This is a genomic window from Streptomyces sp. NPDC060198 (assembly GCF_042728415.1).
Classification (GTDB): Bacteria; Actinomycetota; Actinomycetes; order Streptomycetales; family Streptomycetaceae; genus Streptomyces.
The window spans coordinates 1-3667 of the sequence record NZ_JBHWZJ010000537.1 but is presented as its reverse complement, the minus strand read 5'-3'; the positions used below and the strand labels follow the sequence as shown (position 1 = coordinate 3667).

The following is a 3667-nucleotide window of genomic DNA, read 5'->3' as shown; positions in this document are numbered from 1 at the left end:
CTCCTCGCCCTGGCGGACGGTGAGGGTGACGGAGTCGGCGGCGGAGATGTCGACGTCGGTCAGGAAGTGGCGCGTGCCCGTGAAGTACATGGTCACGCCGGCCTTCTTCGCGGCCTCGACCACCAGCTCGTCGCGGACCGAACCGCCCGGCTGTGCCACGGCCTTGATCCCGGCGGCGGTCAGGATCTCCAGACCGTCGGGGAAGGGGAAGAAGGCGTCGGAGGCGGCGTACGAGCCCTGGGCGCGCTCGGCGCCCGCGCGCTCGACGGCGAGCTTGGCGGAGTCGACGCGGTTGACCTGGCCCATGCCGACGCCGACCGAGGCACCGTCCTTGGCGAGCAGGATCGCGTTGGACTTGACCGCGCGGCTCGCCTTCCAGGCGAAGGCGAGGTCCTTCAGCTCGTCGGCGGAGAGCGCCTCACCGGTGGCGAGGGTCCAGTTGGCCGGGTCGTCGCCGTCGGCCTGGAGCCGGTCGGTGACCTGGAGCAGCGCGCCACCGTCGATCGGCTTGACCTCGACCGGGGCGGTCGGGGCACCCTCGCAGCGCAGCACGCGGATGTTCTTCTTGCGGGCGAGGACCTCGACCGCGCCGTCCTCGTAGGCCGGGGCGACGATGACCTCGGTGAAGATCTCGGCGACCTGCTCGGCCATCTCGACGGTCACCGGGCGGTTGACGGCGATGACGCCGCCGAACGCGGAGAGCGGGTCGCAGGCGTGCGCCTTGCGGTGCGCCTCGGCCACGTCGTCGGCGACGGCGATGCCGCACGGGTTGGCGTGCTTGATGATCGCGACGCACGGCTCGGCGTGGTCGTACGCGGCCCGGCGCGCGGCGTCGGTGTCCGTGAAGTTGTTGTAGGACATCTCCTTGCCGTGCAGCTGCTCCGCCTCGGCGAGGCCGCCGGCGCCGGAGGTGTAGAGGGCCGCGGGCTGGTGCGGGTTCTCGCCGTAGCGCAGGACGTTGGAGCGCTCGTACGTGGCACCGAAGAAGTCGGGGAAGCCGGAGTCGTCCGCGGCGGCGTAGTCGGCGGCGAACCAGGAGGCCACGGCCACGTCGTAGGCGGCGGTGTGCTGGAAGGCCTCGGCGGCGAGCCGCTTGCGGGCGGTCAGGTCGAAGCCGCCGGCCGTCACCGCGGCGAGGACGTCGGCGTACCGCTCGGGGCTGGTGACGACGGCCACGGACGGGTGGTTCTTGGCCGCGGCGCGGACCATCGACGGGCCGCCGATGTCGATCTGCTCGACGCACTCGTCGTCGGAGGCGCCGGAGGCGACGGTCTCCTTGAACGGGTACAGGTTGACGACCACCAGGTCGAAGGGCTCCACGCCCAGCTCGGCGAGCTGCTCGCGGTGGGCGTCCAGGCGCAGGTCGGCGAGGATGCCGGCGTGCACGCGCGGGTGGAGGGTCTTCACGCGGCCGTCGAGGCACTCGGGGAAGCCGGTGAGCTCCTCGACCTTGGTGACCGGGACTCCGGCGGCGGCGATCTTTCCGGCGGTGGAGCCGGTCGAGACGAGCTCGACGCCCGCCTCGTGCAGACCGCGGGCGAGGTCTTCCAGCCCCGTCTTGTCGTAGACACTGACCAGGGCGCGGCGGATGGGCTTATTCACCGACATGACCGAGATGAACCTTTCGTCCCTCAATGCGATGGCCGTCACGGGCGATCCGCCCCACGGCCTCGACGAGCAGCTTGCGCTCGACTTCCTTGATGCGTTCGTGGAGAGCGGCTTCGCCCTCCGGGGTGTCCTCTTCGGTCACCTCGACCACGCCCTGCGCGATGATCGGACCGGTGTCGACACCGTCGTCGACGAAGTGGACGGTGCACCCCGTGACCTTCACGCCGTACGCGAGTGCGTCACGCACTCCGTGGGCGCCGGGGAAGCTGGGGAGCAGGGCGGGGTGGGTGTTGACGAACCGGCCGCCGAACACGGCCAGGAACTCCTTGCCCACGATCTTCATGAAGCCTGCGGAGACCACGAGGTCCGGTCGGTGCACGGCGGTGGCGGCGGCCAGCGCGGCGTCCCACTCCTCGCGGGTGGCGTGGTCCTTCACCTTGCAGACGAAGGTGGGGATACCGGCACGCTCGGCCCGCTCCAGGCCGACGATGCCCTCGCGGTCGGCACCGACCGCGACGACCCTGGCGCCGTACCCCTGGGGGTCGGCGTCGATGGCGTCGAGGAGGGCCTGGAGGTTGGTACCGGAACCGGAGACCAGCACGACCAGACGGGCCGGATCGGCGGGACGAGCCGGATCGGCTGAGGTGGGCGAGGCCACGGCTGGGCCCTTTCTCGCGTGGTGACGCGCCTGCGATGCGCCGGCGGAACTCTCGGACTGACGACTCTTCGTACGGTCTCTTTGTACGGTCCTACGAACGAGGATCGCCCTCGGGTACGGGGGACCCTACGAACGGACCGGTCGTCGGCAACGATACCGGCACACCCTGCGGCCCCCACGGGACGGGGGCGTGGGCGGGAGGTAGCGTCAGGGGACGCGAACCGTCCGACGGGCGGAAACGACGAGATGGGGAAGACGTTCACCACATGCCGGACCGACGCCGCCGCACCGACTCCCGCCCTTTCCAGCCTTCGCGCCTTTCGCGCCATCCGCACCTCTCACCGCTGGCCGGGGGCGCCCCGGCCATGCCGGCGACCGCGCTGACGACTCCCCTGCTGCGGGAGCGGCAGCCCTCGCAGCACGGCGGCTCCGAGGCGCCCGGCTCCACCGGTCCGGCCGATCCGGGTACGCCGGGCACGTCCGGCGGACAGACCGCCCCCGGCGGGACCGAGGGCCGGGGCACGCCCGTACCTGGCACCCCACCTGCCGAGGACAACCCGTTCGCCGCGCCCCCGCAGGGGCGGCCCGACCAGCCCTGGCGCCCCCGCCACCCCTCGACCCACGGCGGTCAGGGCAACAGCGGTCAGGGCAACGGCGGCCAGGGCGAGGGAACCGGTCAGGGGAACGGGAACGGCCCGGCCGACGGCCGCCCCGTCTGGGGCAGCCAGTGGAGCGACCGGCAGCCGGGCCGCGAGGGCGGCGAGTTCGGCCGACGCCCCGGGGCGGGCGGCGGTCCGGAAAGGCCCGACGGTGGCCGGGGCGGAATGCGGTGGGACCCCACCGATCCCGCCCAGCGCCGCGCCCGTTACGCGGTGCTCAGCGGAATGTGGGCCTTCTTCTTCGTCCTGTTCGGCTTCCCGGAGATCGCACTGCTGCTCGGCGCGCTCGGCACCTACTGGGCGATCAGCTCGCTGCGCGCCGAGCCGAAGCCGCCCGCCCCGGCCGACGGCACGGCGAGTTCCGGCCACGCCGGAGCGACCCCCGCCCCCGGCGCGCCGCCGGTCGGCGGTGTCCCCGGTACGTCCGCCGGACAGCCCGCGCCCGGTTCCGTACCGCCGGGCGGTCAGCTCGGACGCCCCGTACCGGGAGCCGGGGGCAGGCCGCAGACCACGGCCGCCGTCAGCGGCCTGGTGACGGCACTACTGGCACTGCTGATGGTGGCCGGGACGTTCACGGTCGAGCTGGTCTACCGCGACTACTACACCTGCGTGGACGACGCCTTGACCCGCTCCAGCGCACTGGCCTGCAACGACCTCCTGCCGGACCCCCTCGAACCGATCTTCGGCGTCAAGAACTGACCCGACCCTCCCCCTTCGCGAACGGCCCGGCTCCCGACCCAGG

Annotated in this window: 3 protein-coding genes; 1 reads left to right on the top strand and 2 read right to left on the bottom strand. The window is 72.8% G+C overall.

Annotated elements, in window-relative coordinates; translation table 11 throughout:
- On the bottom strand, positions 1–1608 hold a 1608-nt coding region (purH, locus tag ACFWEP_RS33030; protein ID WP_387375740.1), incomplete at its 3' end, for a bifunctional phosphoribosylaminoimidazolecarboxamide formyltransferase/IMP cyclohydrolase.
- Positions 1595–2266 carry a phosphoribosylglycinamide formyltransferase gene (gene purN, locus ACFWEP_RS33025; protein ID WP_387375738.1) on the bottom strand — a complete coding sequence of 224 codons (672 nt, stop codon included), beginning with the start codon at positions 2264–2266 and terminating at the stop codon, positions 1595–1597. The genes purH and purN, both read right to left, overlap by 14 nt.
- Positions 2267–2532: 266 nt before the next feature.
- Between purN and ACFWEP_RS33020 the strand changes: the two genes are divergently transcribed.
- Positions 2533–3624 (top strand): hypothetical protein, encoded by a 1092-nt coding sequence (locus ACFWEP_RS33020; RefSeq protein ID WP_387375736.1) that lies wholly within the window; start codon positions 2533–2535, stop codon positions 3622–3624.
- The last annotated feature ends 43 nt before the right edge of the window (positions 3625–3667 follow it).

Excerpts from the sequence above, each read along its gene's own strand:
- ACFWEP_RS33020 (WP_387375736.1), top strand. The coding sequence starts at position 2,533 with ATGCCGGACCGACGCCGCCGCACCGACTCCCGCCCTTTCCAGCCTTCG.